Below are 19,091 nucleotides of genomic sequence, written 5' to 3'. Positions count from 1 at the left end.
CTGCGGCCCGCGCCGGCGGATCCAAGACCCGCCCCGGCCCGCCGCCGTGCCGGGGCCGGACCGGGCGCGGGCCTGACAGAATCGGGGTTGCACGACCCGGGCCGCGCCCGGGGTGAGACGCTGCACGGGGCAGGAGCCCCGCACCGGCGGCGCGTGCTGGTGGTAGCGGGCCCGGCGAGGGCCCGTACGGGGAGGTGTGGAGGCGAGTGGTGGAGCAGCTGACGCAGCACGACCCGAGACGGATCGGCCCCTTCGAGGTGCTGGGACGGCTCGGCGCCGGCGGCATGGGGCTGGTCTATCTCGCGCGGTCAGCGTCCGGTCGGCGCGTCGCGATCAAGACGGTGCGCACGGAGCTCGCCGAGGACCAGCTCTTCCGGGTCCGCTTCACCCGCGAGGTGGAGGCGGCCCGCGCCGTGTCCGGCTTCTACACCGCCGCCGTGGTCGACGCCGACCCGCGTGCCGCCGTGCCGTGGCTGGCCACCGCCTACGTCCCGGCGCCCTCCCTGGAGGAGATCGTCAACGAGTGCGGGCCCATGCCCGCGCAGGCCGTCCGGTGGCTCGCGGCCGGCATCGCCGAGGCCCTGCAGTCCATCCACGGCGCGGGGCTGGTCCACCGCGACCTGAAGCCGTCCAACGTCCTGGTCGTCGAGGACGGGCCGCGAGTGATCGACTTCGGCATCGCGAGCGGGGTCTCCAACACCCGCCTGACCATGACGAACGTCGCCGTCGGCACCCCCGCCTACATGTCCCCCGAGCAGGCGAAGGACTCGCGCAGCGTCAAGGGCGCCAGCGACGTCTTCTCGCTCGGCTCCACCCTCGTCTTCGCCGCGACCGGCCACCCGCCCTACCACGGAGCCAACCCGGTGGAGACGGTCTTCATGCTGCTGCGCGAGGGCCCCAACCTGGAGGGCCTGCCCGGCGAGCTGCGGCCGCTCATCGAGTCCTGCATGCAGATGGACGCCACCCTGCGGCCGACCCCGGCCGACCTCCAGGCGCAGCTCGCCCCGCACCTCTTCGACGGCGGCGACGACAGCGGCACCGCCTCGGCCTGGCTGCCCGGACGGGCCGTCGCGATGATCGAGGCCCGCCGCGCGGGCAACCGCACGCCCGCCGCCGTGCCCGCCCCCGCCCCCGGCCGGGACGGCGGAGCCGGATCCGGGGCCGCGTCCAGGGGCCCGGCCTCGGGCCCGGCCACGCACCGCCGCCAGCGCGGCGCCGAGGGATGGGCGGACCCGCGGACCGGGCACGCCGTGCCCCAGCGCCCGCACCACCCGCCCCGCTCGCCCGCGGCCTCGGGCGAGCCCGTCCTGCTCGGCGGCTCCCCGGTGCCGATCGGACCGGGGCCGCGGGCGACCGCGGCGGCGCCCGCGGCGCACGCCGCCGCCGACGCGGCGACCGGCTGGATCCGCCCGCCCGGCGGCTCGGTGGCCGCGCCCGCCGCGCTGCCCTCCGTACCGGCTCCCGGACCCGCCCCGGACAGCGGCCGCTGGCGCCCGTGGCGCTTCCGCATGTCCAACGACGTCTGGGGCACCCCCACCGTCGCCGGCGACCTGCTCTACGTCACCTCCTTCGAGGTGCACGCCCTGGACGTGGCCAGCGGCCGGCGCCAGTTCAAGACCCGTGACGTCGCCTGGTCGATGGCCGTCGCCGAGGGCCGCATCCACGCCTCGGACGGCCCCTCCCTCTTCGCACTCGACGCCTCCGACGGCTCCGAGCGGTGGCGGGTGTCCGCCGACGCCTGGGTGTACGCCCTGCGCGCCGGGCGCGGCACGCTGGTCACCGCCACCCGCGGCGGCGGCGTACAGGGCTGGGAGGCATCCAGCGGCCAGAAGCTGTGGGAGCTGACCGGCGCGCAGACCGACTTCGAGACCCCGGAGGCGGCCCCCGTCCTCCATGACGGCACGGTGTACGTGTGGCAGGACGCCCGGCTGCGGGCGCTCGACGCCCGCAGCGGCCGGGAGTCCTGGTCCTACCCGGTGGGTGACGCGGCCTCCTGCGGCAACGTGCCCGTACGGGTCACCCCGGCGCCCGACGGCAATGTCTACGTCGCCGCCGGCACCCGCGTGCTGTCCGTCGACCGGGCCTCGGGCCGGGTCCGCTGGCACTTCGAGGCCCCCGCCGTCTTCCTGGCGCCCCCGGCCTTCGCCCCCGGCGCCGCGGTCACCGGCGGCGGGGTCTACCTCGCCGACTACCTGGGCACCGTCTACGCCCTGGACGCGGCGACCGGCAAGGACCGCTGGCGCATCGCGACCGAGGCGCGCACGTCCAGCGACCCGGTGCTGGTCGCGCACGGCAACGTCCACCTGGGCGCGGGCAGCGCGCTGTACACGCTCGACGCCGTCACCGGCACCCCGAAGTGGCGGTTCGCGGCGGGCGGCGAGATCACCGGCCTCCCGGCGGTCGCGGACGGCCGGGTGCACTTCGGTTCGGCCGACCACTGCCTCTACACGCTGGACGCCGCTGGCGGCCAGCTGCGCTGGAAGCTGGCCACGGGCGGCGAGATCACGGGCGCGCCGGTCGCGGAGGCGGGCGTGGTCTACGCGTGCAGCAAGGACCGCTGCGTGTACGCCCTGGACGCGGCGAAGGGCACGGGCACCCGGACGAGCGGCTGAGGCGACTCGGGCCCCCTCCCGCTCGCGGAGCGCACCGGGAGTGACAGGATGGACCCCATGAGCAACGAAAACGTCTACTTCGACATCACCATCAACGGCGAGGCCAAGGGCCGCATCGTCTTCAACCTCTTCGACGAGGTCGTCCCGAAGACCGCGCGCAACTTCCGCGAGCTCTGCACGGGCCAGAACGGCTTCGGCTACGCGGGCTCGGGCTTCCACCGCGTCATCCCGCAGTTCATGCTGCAGGGCGGTGACTTCACCAACCACAACGGCACCGGCGGCAAGAGCATCTACGGCGAGAAGTTCGAGGACGAGAACTTCCAGCTGAAGCACGACCGCAAGTACCTGCTGTCGATGGCGAACGCCGGCCGCAACACCAACGGCTCGCAGTTCTTCATCACCACCGTCCTGACCCCGTGGCTCGACGGCAAGCACGTCGTCTTCGGCGAGGTCGTCTCGGGCCAGGAGCTCGTCGACCAGATCGAGGCCCTGGGCTCCCAGTCCGGCGCCCCCAAGGGCAAGGTCGAGATCGCGGCCTCGGGCGTCGTCTCCGCCTGATCCCCTCCGCCGTTCCGGCCGGTCGGCCCCGCCCCCTCCCGGGGGCCGGGGCCGCCGCCGTTTCCGCTCCCAGCCGCTGTGGTCCGGCCCCCCGCCCTTCTTCCCGGCGTCCCCCGCCGTCCCCGCCGCCCCGCGCGCTCCGCAGGCGGCTCGGAGCTCAACGCAGCCGGAACTCCGTCCCCGGCCGCCGGGCGGCGAACAGCTCGGCCTGCCGTTCCGGGGCCAGGTTCCCGAGCGCGATCAGCGCCGGCGCCTGGGCCAGGGCCTGCTGGAGCGCCGCCTGCTTCGCCGACCACAGCGCCCGTACGGTGCCCTGCACGGCCTCGGTGGGCAAGGCGGCCAGGGTCCCGGCCGCGCGCAGCGCCGCCGCGCGCAGCTCCCCGGGCTCGGCCAGTTCCGAGACCAGTCCGATCTCGTGGGCCCGCCGGGCGGAGAGCCGCTCCGCCGTGCCCATCAGGGACATCCGCGCCGCTTCCCCGAAGGGCATCCGCTGCGCCATGTACACCGCCTCGTAGGCGCTGACCATCCCGTAGGAGGTGTGCGGGTCGAAGAAGCTGGCGGAGGTCGAGGAGATGAGGAACTCCGCCTCCCCGAGCAGGTAGAACGCCCCGCCGCAGGCCATGCCGTTCACGGCGGCGACCACCGGCTTCCACAGGTCGTTGGCCTTGGGGCCGATGGAGAGCAGCGGATCGTCGGCCGAGTAGGGCGACCCGGGTTGCGGCACGTCCGCCCCCCGGTCGATGCCCGTGCAGAAGGCGGCCGTGCCGGCGCCGGTCAGCACGACCGCCCGCACCCCGTCCTCGAAGCGGAACCCGCGCCACACCTCGGCCAGCGCGGCGGCCGTCTCCAGGTCGACGGCGTTGTGCCGGTGCTCCCGGTCCAGGGTGACGACCGCGACGCCGCTCGCCCCGTTCCGCTCCACGCGCAGCGTCACGGCTTCTCCAGGATCCAGCGCGGCACCGTGAACCCGCCCGTCTCGGTGAAGGCCACCTGCACCCGCGCCCCGATGCGCAGCCGGGCCGGGTCCACCGAGTTCAGGGGTGCGTCGGCCGAGGACACCAGGTTCCCGGCCAGCCGGATGTGCGGGGCGTCGGCGAGCTCCACGAGCACCACGTTGTAGGGGGCCTGCGCCGCGTAGGCGGGCAGCAGCGGCGGGTGCGGCCGGACGTAGGACCAGATGCGGCCCCGGCCGCTGGTCAGGCGCCACTCGGAGTCGAAGGACCGGCAGTGCGGGCAGCAGGGGCGCGGCGGGAAGCGGAGCCGGCCGCATGCGGCGCAGCCCTGGACGCGCAGTTCGCCCCGGGCGGCGTACTCCCAGAAGGGGGCGCCGTCCGCGTCGGGGACGGGGAGCAGGAGCGATTCCTCGGTGGTGGTCATGGCGTGGCCCTCCTCGAAGGCTCAGGCGCGCAGCAGGATCGCGGACGTCGGCACGCCCTCGCCCGCCGTCACCAGGCAGGTCGCGGCGTCGGGCACCTGGGCGGTGGAGACGCCGCGCAGCTGCTTGACGCCCTCGTTGATCAGGTTGAAGCCGTGCACGTAGGCCTCCGACAGCCCGCCGCCCCCGGTGTTGATCGGGAGCCTGCCGCCCATCTCCAGGGCCCCGCCCTCGGTGAAGGCGGCGCCCTCGCCCCGCCCGCAGAAGCCGTAGCCCTCCAGCGAGAGCGGGATGAGCGGGGTGAAGGCATCGTAGATCTGGGCGACGTCGACGTCCTCGGGCCCGAAGTCGGCCTGCTTCCACAGGTGCCGGGCGGCCGTCCAGGCGGGCCCGGACAGCGGGTCGTCGTTCCAGTAGTTGACCATGCCGTGGTGCTGGGCGGGCAGGCCCTGCGCGACGGAGTGCACGTAGACGGGCTTCTGGCGGCAGTCCCGGGCCCGTCCTGCGGAGACGACGACGCAGGCCAGCGCCCCGTCGGTCTCCAGGCAGTTGTCGAAGAGGCAGAGCGGGTCGCTGATCATGCGGGAGGTCATGTACATCTCGCGGGTCAGCGGGCGCTCGTACATCATGGCGGCCGGGTTTTCGTTGGCCCGGTTGCGGCAGGCCATCGCCACGTTGAAGAGGTGGTCGCGGGTGGCGCCGTACTCGTGCATGTAGCGGCGGGCCAGCATGCCGATCTCGTCGGCCGGGCGCAGCAGTCCGAAGGGCCGGGTCCACTGGCCGGGGGTGGGCAGCTGGACGGCGGTGTTCTTCCACGGGCGCGGGCCGGACCCGCGCTTGCGCGAGCGCCAGGCGACCCCGACGGTGGCCTGGCCGGTGGCCACGGCGGAGGCCAGGTGGCCGACGGTGGCGCAGGAGCCGCCGCCGCCGTAGCCGACTTTGGAGAAGAAGGTGACGTCGCCCGCGCCGATGGCCTTGGCGACCTCGACCTCGTCGGTCTCCTCCATGGTGTAGGAGGCGAAGGCGTCGACCTCGGTCGGCTCTATGCCCGCGTCGGCGAGGGCTGCCAGAATGGCCCGGCAGGCCAATTCCTTCTCGGATTGCGGCAGTTGCTTGGCAAAGGCGGTCTGTCCGATGCCGACTATCGCCGTCGCGTCCTTGAGCGTTGCCGCCATCGCCACCTCCGGGGGTGTATCGGTACTGACAGCCGCGAAGGCTACAGCTAATCTGACGGATAGTCAGCTACTGGGATCGCAGGAGGGCGTGCGATGGACGAGGGCGTGGACGCGGGCGGACCGGTGCCGGGCTACGGGCGGACGGGCGCCGAGGAGGAGGTCGACCCGCGCGGGGACCTGCGGTGGGGGAGCATCGCGGGCCTGGTGCGGGACGCGGCCGCGCGGTACGCCGACCGCGAGGCCGTCGTCGACGGGCGGGTCCGCCTGGACTACGCCGGGCTCGGCGAGCGCGTCGAACGCGCCGCCGCGGCCTGCATCGCCGCCGGGGTCGAACCGGGCGACCGGGTCGCCGTCTGGGCCCCCAACACCCTCGAGTGGATCGTCTCCGCCCTCGGCGCGGTCTCCGCCGGCGCGGTGCTCGTCCCCCTCAACACCCGCTTCAAGGGCACCGAGGCCGCCTACGTCCTGCGGCGCAGCAGGGCCCGCCTGCTCTTCGTCACCGGCACCTTCCTCGGCACCTCCTACGTCGCCTCCCTGCGCCGCGCCGCCGCCGAGGGCCCCGGGGACGGCCCGCTGCCCGGCCTGCCGCACCTGGAGCGGGTCGTCGTCCTCGCCGAGGACGCCCCGGACTCCTTCCTCACGTGGAAGGAGTTCCTGGCGGGCGGGGACCGCGTGCCGGCCCGCACCGTCCGCGAGCGCGCCGACGCGATCTCGGGAGACGCGCCGTCCGACATCATCTACACCTCCGGCACCACCGGCAGCCCCAAGGGCGCCGTCATCACCCACGCCCAGACCCTGCGCTGCTACGACGTGTGGAGCGAGCTCGCCGGACTGCGCGAGGGCGACCGCTACCTGATCGTGAACCCCTTCTTCCATACCTTCGGCTACAAGGCCGGGATCATCGCCTGCCTGATGCGCGGCGCCACGATGGTCCCGCAGCCGGTCTTCAACGTGGACACCGTCCTCGCCAACATCACCGCCGAGCGGATCTCCGTGCTCCCCGGGCCGCCCACCCTCCACCAGTCCCTCCTCGACCACCCCCAGCGCGGCCACCACGACCTGTCCGCCCTGCGCCTGGTCGTCACCGGCGCGGCCGTCGTCCCGCTCCGGCTGGTCGAGCGGCTGCGCGGCGAACTGCGCATCGCCACCGTCCTCACCGCCTACGGGCTCTCCGAGGCCAGCGGCATCGTCACCATGTGCCGGCGCGGCGACCCGGTGCGGACCATCGCCGAGACCTCGGGCCGGGCCATCCCCGACACCGAGGTGATGATCAGGGACGCGGAGGGCCGGCCCCTGCCCACCGGCCAGGTCGGCGAGATCGCGGTGCGCGGCCACCACGTCATGCGGGGCTACTTCGAGGACCCCCACGAGACGGCGAAGGCCATCACCCCGGACGGCTGGCTGCTCACCGGCGACGTGGGCTTCACCGACGCGGACGGCAACCTGCGCATCACCGACCGGATCAAGGACATGTTCATCGTCGGCGGGTTCAACGCCTACCCGGCCGAGATCGAGCAGCTCCTCGGCCTCCACCCGGACGTCGCCGACGTCGCGGTGGTCGGCGTCCCCGACCCGCGCCTGGGGGAGGTCGGCAAGGCGTACGCCGTCCGGCGCCCCGGCTCCACCCTCACCGCCGACGACCTGATCGCCTGGTCCCGGCGGGAGATGGCCAACTACAAGGTGCCGCGCGCCGTGGAGTTCGTCACCGAACTCCCGCGCAACGCGAGCGGCAAGATCCTCAAACGCGAACTGCGGGCCCGCTGAGTCAGGGGCCGGATCAGGGGACGAGCCTGCCCGGGTCGATGGCCCCGGGGAACGGAACCGACACCTTCACCCACTCGCGGTGGATCCCGGGCGCGACGTACGACCGGGTGATGGTGTCCAGTTCGTAGACGTGGACGGCTGGCCCGCTCGGCTCGTCCTCGACCCGGTCGTAGGCGACCGTGACAGCGCTCCATCGATGAGCTCGGTGTGCCGGGGTGCCTGGGGCAGGTGGTCGAGGTCGTCCGCCTCCCAGCCGCTCGGGCGGGGCGGGAACATCCATGCGGGAAGTTCGGCTGACAAGGTGCCCTCCACGGGTGCTGAGCCGGCCTACTGAACCGAGCCGCTCCACCCGGGCGTCCGGTGTGACGACCCGTCCTTGCGGGCCAGGACCAGCCGCCAGTTCGGGGCGCCGGAGGGCCGGCGGCCGAAGTGGTCCAGCGGCACCGTCTCCACCGTGAAGCCGGCCGCCACCAGGTCGGCGCGGACCCCGCCCAGCGGGAAGGTCCGGTAGTACATGACGAAGGGCGGGCGCCAGAGCGCGTTGCGCACCCGCATCACCGCGTCGAAGCCCGTCAGCACCCACCACAGCGGGTGGCCCACCGGGACCGGTGCGCCGATCGGGAACGCGAAGAGCCCGCCCGGGCGCAGCGCCGAGTGGATCCCGGCGAAGAGGGCGGGCCGCTCGGCCGGGAGGAAGTGGCCGAAGGCGCCGAAGCTCACGGCCAGGTCGTAGGAGTCCGCGAGGACGGGCGGCAGGGCCCGCGCGTCGGCCCGTACGAAGTCCACCCGCGGGTCCGGATGCGCCCGCCGGGCCTCCTCCAGCATGCCCGCGCTCAGGTCCACCCCGCTCACGCGCCCCCGGCACAGCCGCCGCAGCATCCCGGTCCCGGCTCCCGTGCCGCAGCACACGTCCAGCCCGGCACCGAAGGAGCCCTCCCGCTGGGCCAGGACCTCCTCGACGGCGTCGAGCATCCGGTCCGGCGTGCGGAAGGGCGTGTGGTCGAACTTCGGTGCGAGCAGGTCATAGCCGCGCTCGACCGAGGAGAGGGCCTGGATGGCGAGTTCGCGGACGCTCGGCCCGTTGCTGGTGAACACGTCCCCAGGGTAGGCCCACGCCCCACCCGCCCACGGGCACACGGCGGCGGCCGCGATGGCCCCCCCTCCGGGCCACCGCGACCGCCGTCCCCCCGTGCTCCCCCGTGTCCCCCGTACGGGTTCCCCCCCGTGTCACCGCACCCGTTCCCCCGTACGTTTCCCCCGTACGCCGGTGCGGTTCCCCCCGAGCCGTCCCTACGGGCGCGGCCCGGACGCGTGGTTGTCCATCGTCAGGAGCTCCTCGCCCGACGCGTGGTTGTCCAGCGGCTTGATCTCGACCCCCGAGGCGTGGTTGTCGAGCGTCTCGATGTCGGCGCCCGACGCGTGGTTGTCCAGCGGCTTGACGTCGCCGGTGTCCGGCAGGATGTTCTCGTTCGTCGTCATCGGATCTCCTGATGGGTGGGTAGGGCCCGCTCGGCGATTCCCCCGCGGCCGCCGAGCGGGTGTCCTCCAACCGACCCGGTAGCCCCCCGACGCGCCGGGTCGATGAACCAAGAGTGGCGCGCGGCGATAAACGAACGATGAACGCCTCGTTCATCGACCGTCACCGCAGGTCACGACGCTGGGCCCGGTCGTCGAAGTCCCGCCTGGTTTTGACGACAAGGCCTAAGCCGCGATCTCCGACGCCAGCAGCTCCCGCACCTCGGCCAGTTCCGCCGATCCGAGCTGCGTGAACACGGCCTCCGCGTCCCGCCAGCAGGCCCGCGCCCGGTCCGTCTGCCCCAGCCGCATCAGGGCCTTGCCCAGCACCGTCAGCACCGTCGCCCGCCGCCACTCGCCGCCGATCCCGCGCAGCGCGATGGCCTGCTCGGCGTGCGAGGCGGCCAACGTGGGCCGGCGGGCTGCCAGATGGGCCTCGGCCAGCCGGAAGTGGGTCACGCCCTCCCAGAGCGGCTGGCGGTTGTCGTGGAACAGCGCCAGCGCCTCCGTCAGCTGCGCCAGCGCCTCGCCGAGCCGGCCCGCCTGGGTGAGGGCGATGCCCAGCGCGTAGCGGCCGTTGGCCAGGCGCAGCGTCAGGCCCATCCGGTCGTAGATGGCGATGCCCTGCTGGGCGAGGTCTATGGCACTGCCGAGCCGGCCCAGCTCGACGTGGATGCGGGAGAGGTTGCACAGCGCGCTCGCCTCGCCCACGTTGTTGGCGTCGGCCCGGAAGCCCTCGATGGCCTCCAGCAGGTACCGCTCGCCGTCCGCGTGCCGGCCCTGGTAGAGCGCGATGATCCCCCGGTCGTTCGGCGCCCAGCAGCTGGGCAGCGGGTCACCGGCCTCCCGGGCCAGCGCCGTGGCCTGGCGTGCCTCGTCGTCCGCTTCGGCGAACCGGCCCGCGACCAGGTGCACGTTGGTGAGCGTGGTGCGGGCCCGGCCCTCGGCGTACGGGTCTTCGGCGGCCCGGGCGGCATCGCGCAGCGCGACGGCCGCCGACTCGTACTGCCGGGAGTTGGCGCCCGACTCGGCCAGGTCCTTCGCCGCCCACAGCAGGTCCACGGCCCGCCGCAGGACGAGCGTCCCGCCGCCGCGTACGGAGGCCTGCCGGACGCAGGCGAGCAGCGGGTCGGCCTCCGCGTACAGCCAGTCCAGGGCGGCGCGCGGCTCGGCGAAGACGAGCCCGGGGTAGTGGGTCCGCGACAGGTGCGCCGGGAGCCGGTCGCCGGGGCGTTCCAGCGCGTACACCCCGGAGGCGGTGGCCAGGTAGAAGTCCAGCAGCCGGTCCAGGGCGGCCTCGCGTCCGCCCGGCGGCTGCTCGTCGCGTTCGGCGCAGGCACGCGCGTAGAGCCGTACGAGGTCGTGGAAGCGGTAGCGGCCGGGGGCGGCGGATTCCAGCAGCGAGCAGTCCACTAAGGCTTCGAGGAGGTCCTCGGTGTCGTGCTCGGGAAGGTCCAGTACGGCGGCGGCCGCCGCGAGGGAGATGTCCGGGCCGTCGGCGAGGCCGAGCAGGCGGAACGCGCGCTGCTGGGTCGGCTCCAACTGGCCGTAGCCCAGCTCGAAGGTGGCCTTGACGGCGAGGTCCCCGGCCTGCAGCTCGTCGAGGCGGCGGCGCTCGTCGGCCAGTTTGGCGGCGAGGACGGAGACGGTCCACGTCCGGCGGGCGGCGAGCCGCGAGGCCGCGATGCGGATGGCGAGCGGCAGGAAGCCGCAGGCGCCGACCACGTCCAGGGCGGCCTGGCGTTCGGCGCGCACGCGCTCCTCGCCGACGATCCGGGTGAAGAGCTGGAGGGCCTCCTCGGGGCTCATCACGTCGAGGTCGACGAGATGGGCTCCGGCGAGGCCCGCCATGCGGACCCGGCTGGTGACCAGGGCGGCGCAGCCCGCGGTGCCCGGCAGCAGCGGGCGGACCTGGGCGGCGTCGCGGGCGTTGTCGAGCAGGACCAGGACGCGCCGGCCGTCGAGGGTGGAGCGGTAGAGCGCGGCGCGGTCGGCGGGGGAGTCGGGGATGAGGGTGTCGGGGGTGCCCAGCGCCCGCAGGAAGGAGCCGAGGACGGCCTCGGGCTCGGCGGGCCGGGGCTCGGTGCCCTGGAGGTCGACGTAGAGCTGGCCGTCGGGGAAGTGCCGGCGGGCGGCGTGCGCGACGTGCACGGCGAGGGTGGTCTTGCCGACGCCGCCGATCCCGGCGAGCGCGGACACGGCCATGACCTGGCCCTCGGCGCCGTCGGAGAGGAGGGTGCCGAGCTCCTCGACGAAGCCGGTGCGGCCCGTGAAGTCGGGGACGGTCGCCGGCAGCTGGGCGGGCCGCACGTGGACGGCCGCGGCGGCCGGGGCCGGCTCCTCGGCGCGGGCGAGGTCGGCGTCGGCGTTCAGGATGCGCTGCTGGAGGGCGGCGAGTTCGGGCCGCGGATCGACGCCGAGCTCGTCGGCCAGGAGGCGCCGGGTGTCGGCGTAGACGGCGAGGGCCTCCGCCTGCCGGCCGCTGCGGTAGAGGGCGAGCATCAGCAGCTCGCGCAGCCGTTCGCGCAGCGGGTGGGCGGCGGTGAGGGCGGTCAGCTCGGACACGGCCTCGGCGTGGTGGCCGACCTCCAGGTCGAGGTCGAGACGGGTCTCCACCAGCTGCAGGCGCCATTCCGCGAGCCGGGTGCGCTCGGTCTCCGCGGCGGGACCGGGGACCCCGGCCAGGGGTTCGCCGTCCCACAGGTCGAGGGCGCGGGCCAGCAGGGTGCGGGCGAGGGGCCGGTCGCCGGCCGCGCGGGCGGCCTCGGCGTCGGCGGCCAGGCTCCGGGCGACACCGAGGTCGAGGGTGGCGGCGGAGCGCAGCCGGATCGCGTAGCCGCCGGACTCGGAGACGAGCAACCCCGGGTCGAGGACCTTGCGCAGGCGGGAGGCATAGGTCCGGATGGTGGCGAGGGCCTGCTGCGGCGGGTCCTCGCCCCAGATGGCGTCGATCAGCTCGGGCGCGGTCGCGGTCCGTCCGTCGCGCAGCAGCAGCGCGGCGAGCAGGGCGCGCTGCTGGGGGGTCCCGGAGGGCAGCGCGTCGCCCCCGCGCCAGGCGCGGATGGGGCCGAGTACGGCGAAGCGGGACTCGCCGCCGGCCGCGGCGCGCTCGGGGCCCCCGGTCGCGCGGTGCACCGGGGCGGGGCGGCCGGGCCCGGCGCCGGGGCGGGCGAGGGCTGCGGGTGCGGCGGTGGCCGTCACGGACTCGGGGTGCTTCCGCGGCTGCGGGATGGCCGGTACGCCGTCCATCTGTCGTCCCCCTGCCTTCCGTCGGTGTAAGGGTCAGTCTGCCCTGTCTTGCGCGTACACGTCAGCCCGTCCCGGACGGAGTCGTTCCTGATCCGCCCCTGATCCGGGCCCGATCGGCGCGCGAGGAGCTGACGGTTCGTCAGATCGGCGCTACCGTATCCGGCATGGAGAACTTCCCGAAGATCATCTCGGTGGACGACCACACGGTGGAGCCCCCTCATGTCTGGCGGGACCGCCTCCCGTCCAAGTACCGGGACACCGGCCCCCGCGTCGTCCGCGCCCCCCTGAAGGACATGACCTTCCTCGGCGGCAAGTTCTCCCCCGTGATGGGGGAGAAGGGCGACGACGGCCCCGTGGGCGACTGGTGGGTGTACGAGGACCTGCACCGGCCGCTCACCCGGCTGGACACGGCCGTCGGGTACGACCGCGACGAGATCAAACTGGAAGTCATCACCTACGAGCAGATGCGCCCGGGGTCCTTCTCGGTTCCCGAACGCCTCGCGGACATGGACGTCAACCACGTCCAGTCGGCGCTCTGCTTCCCGACCTTCCCGCGCTTCTGCGGCCAGACCTTCACCGAGGCGTCCGACCGCGAGCTGGGACTGCTCGGCGTGCGGGCGTACAACGACTGGATGGTCGAGGAGTGGTGCGGCCCCGATGCCCGCGGCCGGCTCATCCCGCTGACCCTCATCCCGCTGTGGGACGCCGACCTCGCGGCCGCCGAGGTCCGCCGCAACGCCGCCCGCGGCGTCCGGGCGGTCGCGTTCTCGGAGATACCCCCGCACCTCGGCCTGCCGTCCGTCCACACGGACTACTGGGACCCCTTCCTGCGGGCCTGCGACGAGACCGGCACCGTCATCGCCATGCACATCGGCTCGTCCAGCCGGATGCCGTCCACCTCGGCGGACGCCCCGCCGGCGGTCGGCTCCACCATCACCTTCGCCAACTGCTGCTTCTCGATGGTCGACTGGCTGATGAGCGGCAAGTTCGAGCGCTTCCCCCACCTGCGGATCATGTACGCGGAGGGCCAGATCGGCTGGATCCCCTACATCCTGGAGCGTGCGGACGTGGTCTGGGAGGAGAACCGCGGCTGGGGCGGGGTCGCCGACAAGGTGCACCGCGCGCCGTCCGAGCTCTTCGCGGAGCACGTCTTCGGCTGCTTCTTCGACGACGCCTTCGGTCTGAAGAACCTGGACGCGATCGGCGCGGGCAACGTCCTCTACGAGACGGACTACCCGCACTCCGATTCGACGTGGCCCAGGTCCCGCGAGGTCGGCCAGGCCCAGATGGGCCACCTGGCACCGGATGTGGTGGACCGCATCGTGCGCGGCAACGCCATCGGCCTGCTGGGACTGACCGAGGACGGCCTGTGGCCGGGCCCCGGGGCCTGATCCGAAGGACACGCCCTAGGAGGACGGGTGCTTCGACTTCAGGGGGTGGTCCGGGGCCAGGAGCGCCGAGATCCGCTCGGCCACGGTCTGGGCCTGGTTGCCCTCGGGGGTCTTCGGGCCCTTGGTCGCGCTGACGGCGATGGCCAGCTTCTGCGCCGGAAGGTACGCCTGGAGGGCCGCGTAACCGGAGAACGAGGGATTCTGCTCGATCCAGCCGTTGACGACGAGCACCCCGAAGCCGAAGTGCGCCTCCGGCGTGTTCTTCAGGCACACGGTGGCCGGGCATCCGCCCTTCGTGCCGCCCAGCCCCACCGTCCCGGGGTCCAGCTGGGTCTCGAACGACTCCGCGGACAGCAACTCGCCGGTGCCGACGGCGCGGGCGGACCGCTCCAGATCACAGATGTCGGTGGTGAGGACGGCGCCCGGAGCGGTGGTCCACGACGGGTTCCAGTAGCTGGACTCCTCATAGATCCCGCGGTCCGAGGTGAAGGAGTGCAGCGCGGGCACCGGGATCTCGGGGGTCGCGGCGTTGGCGGTCTCGCTCAGCCCGAGCGGCCCCATCACGCGTTCCTGGAGCAGCCGCTCCAGCGACACGCCGCTGATCTTCTCCAGGGCGGCGCCGAGGAGCTGGAAGTTCGCGTGCGAATAGCTGAAGTTGGTGCCCGGCTCGTACCAGAGCGGATGGGCGGCGGCGATGCCGATGACCTCCGCGGGGGTCCAGTGCCGGAACGGCGCGGCCTCCAGCTCGGCGAGGAACTTCGGGTCCGTCACGTAGTCGTGCAGGCCCGAGGTGGAGTTGCCGAGCTGGCGCAGGGTGATCTTCTCGGCGTGCGGCGCGTCCGGCAGCCAGCGGTCGATGGTGTCATCCAGTCCCGCCTTGCCTTCTTCGACCAGCTGGAGCAGCACGGTGGCCATGTACGCGATCGCCACCGACCCCGAGCGGAAGTGCATCGCCGGATCCGCGGGAACGCCCGTCACGGACTCGCCGAGCGCGGTGGTGACCAGCTCCTCGCCGTCCTGGGACACCCGGAGGATCAAGGAGTTCAGTCCGAGCTCCCGCTTGGCCTGCTCGGCGACCCTGAGCACGTCCGCGGCCCGGCCCCGGGCGGGCCCGGGGGTGCTGACACAGCCTGCCGGCGCGGCATCTGCCACTCCGGCGGGGAGCGTGGCCGCGACCAGCCCGGCGATGCAGAGCAGCACCGTACGAGTACGCCTCACAAGCCCAGCATGGATCCGTACGGGCTCCCGCGCGCGCCGGGCGGGATCAGCGAACCGCGGTAACCCCGCCCAGGAAGGCGTCCCAGGCCCCGGGGGCCACGGCCAGCTCGGGACCGCCGGCCACCTTGGAGTCGCGGACGTGGACGGCGGCGGAGCAGGCGGCGACCTCGACGCAGTCCCCACCCTCGCCGCCGCTGTAACTGCTCTTGAACCAGGCCAGTCCGGTGCTGTTCATGGCTCTCCTAGCTTCTTTTCGATCAAGGCCAGCGACTCGTCGGGCGAGAGGGCCTGTGCCCGGATGATCCCATAGCGCTCGGCGTAGACACGGACCTCCTCGGGGTCGGTGATCACGCGCGCGTGGTTGTAGGTCTCGGTGTAGGCCACCTGTTGCCGCCCCTTCGGGTGCAGGAGGTTGAACGAGCCGTCCATCGCGGGGTGTTCGCTTCGCCTTGTCGGCATCACCTGGAGGTGCACCGTACGAAGGCTGCCGACCTGAAGAATCCGTCGCAGTTGCTCGCGGTGCACCTCGGGTCCGCCGATCGGGCGGTCCAGGATTGCCTCCTCCAGGACGAAGCTGAACGTAGGGGCCGGCCACTTGTCGAGGATCACCTGACGCGACAGGCGGTCAGCCACGCGCTTCTCGACGGTCTCTTCGTCGAGTACTGGCCGGCGGTGCGAGAAGAGCGACCGGGCGTGTGCTTCCGTCTGGAGGAGTCCGTGTACTGCCTGAACGCTGTACACGTGCAGAGCAACAGCTTCAGCCTCGGCGTTGGCATAGCTCCGGAACCAGTCCGGGTGCCGGGTCCGCGCCCGCTTCAGCGCGTCCTTCACGTCCGGGACCGCCGCCCGGAGGACCCCGCGCGCTCCCAGGACCTCGTCCGCCCGCTCCAGCAGGTCCGGCTGCGGGGTGCGGACGCCCCGCTCGATCGCGCCGATCAGGTCCTCGCTGACATGCAGCCGCGCGGCCAGTTCCCTCTGGTGGAGGCCGGCCGCCTCCCGCAGTGCCTTGATCTGTTTGCCGAGCGCCCGGAACAGATGGGCCGTGCCGTCCGCCTCCACCGGGCGTTCGGGCCGTTCCTCGCGGTCTGTCATGTCTTTCACGCTGTACCGCCTTCGTCCGTACAAGCCGTACACACGGACGTCGGCGTGCCTACACCGCAAGGGCGTCACGCCGCGACCACTGGAAAGCGTAGAGCGCGGCGGACACGCTCGGTGATGTGACGACTGAAAAGAGTGACATGGCACAGCGGTTCAGCTCCACACGGCGCGGGGCCCGGCTCGCCCGGAGGCTCGCGCAGGCCCAGTTGGACATCTGGGGCATCCCCTACGGGTGCGAGCTGTCCGACGACGTCGGGCTCGTCGTCGGGGAGCTGGCCGCCAACGCCGTACTGCACGGGCACCTGCCGGGGCGGGACTTCGAACTGCGGCTGGAGCACGAGGCGGGGAACGTGCGGGTGATGGTCAGCGACACCCGCTGCGACAGGGAACCGCCGGCCTCGCCCGCGCCCGTCGACCCGTGGTCGGCGGAGGGCGGGCGGGGGTTGCTGGTGGTGGCCGCCGTGGCCCGGGAGTGGGGGGTGGTGGCGCGGGGGCCGGGCAAGACGGTGTGGGCCGAGCTCGGAACCGCGCCACCGGACCGGGCTCGGTACCAGCGGCCGTAAACACCGGGAAAGGGCGGTGAACCGGGCGGAACCGGCGGTCATGTGGCCAATGCGGACAGGGATTTTGGCCCTGTGTGCGAACGGCCACCGGACCGCGGTGAAGGTGAGACGAATGGTCCGTCATATCTTCCGGGGTGACGGCGAGTCTCCTGGGAATACCTGATAGACAGTGGATATTCACGGCCCGACCGGCCGTACGCCCATGACGGCTCCTGGGGGGATCGCCGCACTGTGAAGCCGCTTCACCGTCACCTCGTCAACACCTCGCGCAAGGTCTTGTGCACCGCGGCACTCGCGGCCAGTCTGACCACCGCCGCGGTCGTGACCAGCCCGTCGACCGCCGACGCGGGGGAGTCCGAGCCGACTCCCGACAGCCCGCAGGCCACCGACCGCGGTGATGCCCGGCTGGACCTGCCCGACCTCGTCGCCGATCCGCCGCCGGCCGCCGACGGGACCGTGCCCGAGGGGGCCAGCGGCATCCCCGCGACCGCCCTCGACGCCTACCGGCGGGCCGAAGTGGCCGTGGCCTCGGCGCTCCCCGGCTGCAACCTGCCCTGGCAGCTGCTCGCCGGCATCGGCCGGGTCGAGTCCGTGCACGCCTCGGGTTACGGGCTCAAGGCCGACGGCTACACCGAGAAGTCGATCCGCGGCCCCCGCCTCGACGGCAACGGCTTCGCGGAGATCCGCGACACCGACAAGGGCGAGTTCGACGCGGACACCGAGTTCGACCGCGCCGTCGGCCCGATGCAGTTCATCCCCTCCACCTGGGCCACGTGGGGCGCCGACGGCAACGGCGACGCCAAGCGCGACCCGAACAACATCTACGACGCGGCGCTCGGCGCGGGCCTCTACCTGTGCGCGGGCGACCGCGACCTCTCGGTGGAAGCGAAGCTCGACGCGGCGGTCCTGAGCTACAACAACTCGCGCGAGTACGTGAACACCGTGCTCGGCTACATGCGGCAGTACCAGAACGGCGGAGTCGGCGAGGTCCCGAACCCGCCGGCCGGGAACTTCCCCGTCGAGACGCCGGGCAGCACCCTGCCCACGCCGCAGTCGCCGGCGCGGACCACCCCGACGCCGAAGCCGACGCACACGCCGAACCCGAAGCCGACTCCCACCCCCACGCCCACCCCGACTCCGACTCCGACTCCGACCCCGGAGAAGCCGAAGCCGCCGGCCCCGCACCTGAAGGACCTGTCGGTGATCGGCAGCGCCGGGCTGACGGCCGAGGCGGGTTCGGCGTTCACCGAGGTGCCGCGGGTGAAGGTGCTTCTCAGCGACGGGAAGCCGGCCGCCGGGCAGCAGGTCGTGTTCGTGGTCGTGGGCGACACCACCGGGGGCACCCGCTTCCCGAAGGCCCCGGCCGACTCCCTGGTGGCCGTGGCCGACGCCGAGGGCATCGCGTCCGCCCCCGGACTCACGGCGGGCCCCCGGGAGGGCACGTTCACCCTGCGGGTCTCGGCCACCGACACGACGGGCCGGCTCGAGAAGGCGTTCACCGGCACGGTCACGGCCAAGCCGAAGCCGGTCGCCGACCGGCTGGCCCGCCCGGACGGGGCGAAGCCGCTGGAGGCCGTCGCCGGTACGGGCATCGAGGACATCACCGTCCTCGCCACGGCCGCGGGCAAGGCCGTGGAGGGCGCGGAGGTCTTCGCGGAGCTGGTGGTGAAGGACGCCGGCGGCGCGTGGGTCCCGGTGGACCCGGGGACCGCGAAGAGCCCGTACTTCAAGGACGGGGCCGGCAAGAAGACCTACCGGCTTCCGCTGCTCACGTCGGGCCCCGACGGCAAGGTCGTCCTCCCGGAGCTCTTCACCGACGCGGACCTCGTCCCGGCCACGTACACCCTCCGCCTGACCACTCCTCAGGGGGTCACCCTCCTCCTGGACCTCAGGATCACGGCCCCGGCCACCACCACCCCGGCCCCCAAGCCGTAAGCCGACGCCTGCCACCCCGCCGGCGTGCCTCAGTGGCCGGCGGGGCCGGTGGTGCCGGAGCCGGTCGGTGACTCACGAAGCCCGGCGGTGGGGCGGGGGTGCGCAGGAGGGTCCCGCAGGACGAGCGCGCAACCCGGGTCCGCCCTCCCGCAGCCGCGGCTCGATGCGCGAGCCGAGGAGCCCCTCCGGAGGGCCCCCGCCCCACCCCCCGACAGCCCCACCCGGACCAGGTCTCCCCGCCCCCGGGAACCCGATCCCCGGCCGGCTCATGGCCCCCGGCCCCGGCCCGTACACAGCCCCCGGCCTCGGCCCGTACACAGCCCCCGGCCTCGGCCCGAACTGGGCCCCTGGCCCCCGGGCCGCGGCCCGCACTCGGCCCCCGGCCCCGGCCCGTACACAGCCCCGGCCTCGGCCGAACTAAGCCCCTTGGCCCCCGGGCCCCGGCCCGCACTCGGCCCCCGGCCCCGGCCGGCCCGCCCCCCGGGGGCGATGGGCGCAGGCGGGAGCCGCACCCGCCGTCCCGGCCCCGGGCACCGGTAACGACGTGGGGGGGGGGGGGGGGGGGGGGGGGGGGGGGGGGGGGGGGGGGGCCGCCCCCCCCCCCAGCAGGGGGGAGGGGGAGGATGGTCCGTTTTTTT

16 protein-coding genes are annotated in these 19,091 nt (G+C 73.7%); 6 read left to right on the top strand and 10 right to left on the bottom strand.

Annotated features, from left to right (window positions below):
- The first annotated feature begins 206 nt into the window (after positions 1-206).
- Together afsK and AC07FY_RS13660 are read left to right on the top strand one after the other, a co-directional pair.
- Positions 207-2,612 carry a protein serine/threonine kinase AfsK gene (gene afsK, locus AC07FY_RS13665; protein WP_479004951.1) on the top strand — a complete coding sequence of 802 codons (2,406 nt, stop codon included), beginning with the start codon at positions 207-209 and terminating at the stop codon, positions 2,610-2,612.
- A gap of 48 nt (positions 2,613-2,660) precedes the next feature.
- Positions 2,661-3,170: a peptidylprolyl isomerase gene (locus tag AC07FY_RS13660; protein WP_479004948.1), complete on the top strand. Its 510-nt coding sequence runs from the start codon at positions 2,661-2,663 to the stop codon at positions 3,168-3,170.
- A 157-nt stretch (positions 3,171-3,327) separates the two neighbouring features.
- On the opposite strand, the gene AC07FY_RS13655 is transcribed toward AC07FY_RS13660, so the two are convergent.
- The 3 genes from AC07FY_RS13655 to AC07FY_RS13645 are packed head-to-tail and all read right to left on the bottom strand — an operon-like array spanning position 3,328 to position 5,720.
- Positions 3,328-4,104, bottom strand: coding sequence for an enoyl-CoA hydratase/isomerase family protein (locus tag AC07FY_RS13655; protein WP_479004945.1), 777 nt, complete (start codon positions 4,102-4,104; stop codon positions 3,328-3,330).
- Positions 4,101-4,547, bottom strand: a complete 447-nt coding sequence (locus AC07FY_RS13650; RefSeq protein ID WP_479004942.1) for a Zn-ribbon domain-containing OB-fold protein — start codon at positions 4,545-4,547, stop codon at positions 4,101-4,103. Before AC07FY_RS13650 ends, AC07FY_RS13655 begins: the two co-directional genes overlap by 4 nt.
- 21 nt (positions 4,548-4,568) lie before the next feature.
- The gene (locus tag AC07FY_RS13645; protein WP_479004939.1) at positions 4,569-5,720 is read right to left on the bottom strand and encodes a lipid-transfer protein; all 1,152 of its coding nucleotides are present in this window, start codon (positions 5,718-5,720) and stop codon (positions 4,569-4,571) included.
- Between the two features lie 93 nt (positions 5,721-5,813).
- Here AC07FY_RS13645 and AC07FY_RS13640 point away from each other — a divergent pair, with 93 nt between their 5' ends.
- Positions 5,814-7,484, top strand: coding sequence for a FadD3 family acyl-CoA ligase (locus tag AC07FY_RS13640; protein ID WP_479004937.1), 1,671 nt, complete (start codon positions 5,814-5,816; stop codon positions 7,482-7,484).
- 13 nt (positions 7,485-7,497) lie between these two features.
- On the opposite strand, the gene AC07FY_RS13635 is transcribed toward AC07FY_RS13640, so the two are convergent.
- The 4 genes from AC07FY_RS13635 to afsR form a co-directional block, all read right to left on the bottom strand.
- On the bottom strand, positions 7,498-7,764 hold the full coding sequence (locus AC07FY_RS13635) for a hypothetical protein (protein ID WP_479004935.1): 267 nt from the start codon (positions 7,762-7,764) through the stop codon (positions 7,498-7,500).
- Positions 7,765-7,811: 47 nt separating this feature from the next.
- A complete protein-coding gene (locus AC07FY_RS13630; RefSeq protein ID WP_479004932.1) occupies positions 7,812-8,579 on the bottom strand; it encodes a class I SAM-dependent methyltransferase in 768 nt (255 codons plus the stop codon).
- Positions 8,580-8,774: 195 nt separating this feature from the next.
- The gene (locus tag AC07FY_RS13625) at positions 8,775-8,963 is read right to left on the bottom strand and encodes a hypothetical protein (protein ID WP_479004929.1); all 189 of its coding nucleotides are present in this window, start codon (positions 8,961-8,963) and stop codon (positions 8,775-8,777) included.
- Positions 8,964-9,185: 222 nt separating this feature from the next.
- Positions 9,186-12,248 (bottom strand): SARP-family global regulator AfsR, encoded by a 3,063-nt coding sequence (afsR, locus tag AC07FY_RS13620; protein ID WP_479004926.1) that lies wholly within the window; start codon positions 12,246-12,248, stop codon positions 9,186-9,188.
- Positions 12,249-12,412: 164 nt separating this feature from the next.
- Here afsR and AC07FY_RS13615 point away from each other — a divergent pair, with 164 nt between their 5' ends.
- Positions 12,413-13,639: an amidohydrolase family protein gene (locus AC07FY_RS13615; protein ID WP_479004923.1), complete on the top strand. Its 1,227-nt coding sequence runs from the start codon at positions 12,413-12,415 to the stop codon at positions 13,637-13,639.
- Positions 13,640-13,654: 15 nt separating this feature from the next.
- Here the strand turns inward: AC07FY_RS13615 and AC07FY_RS13610 are convergent, their stop codons facing one another.
- From AC07FY_RS13610 to AC07FY_RS13600, 3 genes are read right to left on the bottom strand one after another with little or no spacing between them, the layout of a single operon-like run.
- A complete protein-coding gene (locus AC07FY_RS13610) occupies positions 13,655-14,857 on the bottom strand; it encodes a serine hydrolase domain-containing protein (protein ID WP_479004920.1) in 1,203 nt (400 codons plus the stop codon).
- A gap of 46 nt (positions 14,858-14,903) precedes the next feature.
- On the bottom strand, positions 14,904-15,092 hold the full coding sequence (locus AC07FY_RS13605) for a DUF397 domain-containing protein (protein ID WP_479004917.1): 189 nt from the start codon (positions 15,090-15,092) through the stop codon (positions 14,904-14,906).
- Entirely contained in the window at positions 15,089-15,949 is an 861-nt protein-coding gene (locus AC07FY_RS13600; protein WP_479004914.1) for a helix-turn-helix domain-containing protein, read from the bottom strand. The genes AC07FY_RS13605 and AC07FY_RS13600 overlap by 4 nt, the downstream gene beginning before the upstream one ends.
- A gap of 146 nt (positions 15,950-16,095) precedes the next feature.
- Here AC07FY_RS13600 and AC07FY_RS13595 point away from each other — a divergent pair, with 146 nt between their 5' ends.
- Both AC07FY_RS13595 and AC07FY_RS13590 read left to right on the top strand, forming a co-directional pair.
- Positions 16,096-16,518, top strand: coding sequence for an ATP-binding protein (locus AC07FY_RS13595; protein ID WP_479005473.1), 423 nt, complete (start codon positions 16,096-16,098; stop codon positions 16,516-16,518).
- Between the two features lie 231 nt (positions 16,519-16,749).
- Positions 16,750-18,453, top strand: coding sequence for a lytic transglycosylase domain-containing protein (locus tag AC07FY_RS13590; RefSeq protein WP_479004911.1), 1,704 nt, complete (start codon positions 16,750-16,752; stop codon positions 18,451-18,453).
- Positions 18,454-19,091: the final 638 nt, after the last annotated feature.

It is taken from the genome of Streptomyces sp. NPDC045967, from assembly GCF_056430495.1.
The sequence above is the reverse complement of the archived record's forward strand: the minus strand, read 5'-3'. Positions and strand labels throughout refer to the sequence as shown.

Excerpts from the sequence above, each read along its gene's own strand:
- AC07FY_RS13600 (WP_479004914.1), bottom strand. The coding sequence starts at position 15,949 with ATGACAGACCGCGAGGAACGGCCCGAACGCCCGGTGGAGGCGGACGGC.
- afsR (WP_479004926.1), bottom strand. The coding sequence starts at position 12,248 with ATGGACGGCGTACCGGCCATCCCGCAGCCGCGGAAGCACCCCGAGTCC.
- AC07FY_RS13660 (WP_479004948.1), top strand. The coding sequence starts at position 2,661 with ATGGACCCCATGAGCAACGAAAACGTCTACTTCGACATCACCATCAAC.
- AC07FY_RS13645 (WP_479004939.1), bottom strand. The coding sequence starts at position 5,720 with ATGGCGGCAACGCTCAAGGACGCGACGGCGATAGTCGGCATCGGACAG.
- AC07FY_RS13650 (WP_479004942.1), bottom strand. The coding sequence starts at position 4,547 with ATGACCACCACCGAGGAATCGCTCCTGCTCCCCGTCCCCGACGCGGAC.
- AC07FY_RS13595 (WP_479005473.1), top strand. The coding sequence starts at position 16,096 with ATGGCACAGCGGTTCAGCTCCACACGGCGCGGGGCCCGGCTCGCCCGG.
- AC07FY_RS13635 (WP_479004935.1), bottom strand. The coding sequence starts at position 7,764 with ATGGATGTTCCCGCCCCGCCCGAGCGGCTGGGAGGCGGACGACCTCGA.
- AC07FY_RS13615 (WP_479004923.1), top strand. The coding sequence starts at position 12,413 with ATGGAGAACTTCCCGAAGATCATCTCGGTGGACGACCACACGGTGGAG.
- AC07FY_RS13605 (WP_479004917.1), bottom strand. The coding sequence starts at position 15,092 with ATGAACAGCACCGGACTGGCCTGGTTCAAGAGCAGTTACAGCGGCGGC.
- AC07FY_RS13640 (WP_479004937.1), top strand. The coding sequence starts at position 5,814 with ATGGACGAGGGCGTGGACGCGGGCGGACCGGTGCCGGGCTACGGGCGG.
- AC07FY_RS13625 (WP_479004929.1), bottom strand. The coding sequence starts at position 8,963 with ATGACGACGAACGAGAACATCCTGCCGGACACCGGCGACGTCAAGCCG.